Source organism: Polaribacter sp. 11A2H, from assembly GCF_011379025.1.
Classification (GTDB): Bacteria; Bacteroidota; Bacteroidia; order Flavobacteriales; family Flavobacteriaceae; genus Polaribacter.
Genome location: NZ_WTLD01000049.1, coordinates 1 through 926, shown reverse-complemented (window position 1 = coordinate 926; position 926 = coordinate 1). Strand labels below are relative to the sequence as shown.

Annotated in this window: 1 protein-coding gene; it reads right to left on the bottom strand. The window is 23.7% G+C overall.

The features are described 5' to 3' along the window. Positions 1-76 precede the first annotated feature (76 nt). Positions 77-847 (bottom strand): hypothetical protein, encoded by a 771-nt coding sequence (locus GQS58_RS16855; protein ID WP_166388053.1) that lies wholly within the window; start codon positions 845-847, stop codon positions 77-79. Between the last annotated feature and the right edge of the window lie 79 nt (positions 848-926).

Below are 926 nucleotides of genomic sequence, written 5' to 3'. Positions count from 1 at the left end.
ACGAACGGCGAAATTCCGGAGGAATTTCCCAAGTGAGCCAAAACCAGCAATAAAGTTTATACGGTGTTGGCAGTAGTTATTTTTTTAAATATGAACTTTTGTAATCCTCTTTCTTAATATTTTCATCTTTAGTTAATTCTAAAAAGGATTTATCTAAATCTATATTTTTTCCAAATATTTGTTCATTTGCAGTAATCCTATTTTTCAAAGATATTAGTAAGTTGAAGTAACTTAAAAATGATTTCACTAAGAAAATATCTTCCTTTGGATTAAAATCATCTAACGATATTTTTTTGTCAGGTTTTAGATTTGGATAATATTTTAATAATTCATTTTTGGGATAAAATTGATTATGTTTTATTGAATTTGTAATTAAGCGTATTCTATCTATATCTGAAAATAATTGTTTTTTATTATGAGTATCAATTCCTATTTTATTAAGTTTCTTGAAATTAGTATGATTTATGATATTATAATGATTTAAAATTTCTGATTCATAATTTTCGATTTTATGATAAAGTCCAACATAGAAAAGTAAAGTTACTTCGTCAGATGGTTTATGTTTCGGGCTTTCAACTATCTCATTAACAACTTTTATTATCTCTTTTTCTCCGGAATTATATTCTCTTTTTAGACTTGATTTGTAGTGTTTTTCAGTTATTGGAAATATTTCATTTATATAAACTTTTTCATATAAATCTAATTCAGAGTTTATTGATCTCATTCTCATTAAAAACTCTATTAAATTAGTAAATGATTTAAATGATTTCTCTCCTTCTTTTTCTCCATATAATTCAATGTAGTTTTTATGAATTTCTATGTATTTAGATAAAAAAGTAGTTAACATATATTTATTAATTCAATTATTAGATAAAGTTTCATTTTAATTACTGCCAACGTTGTTGTATATGGTTTGTTGCGTGTTT

Coding starts and splice junctions, on each gene's coding strand:
- GQS58_RS16855 (WP_166388053.1), bottom strand. CDS start 847: ATGTTAACTACTTTTTTATCTAAATACATAGAAATTCATAAAAACTAC.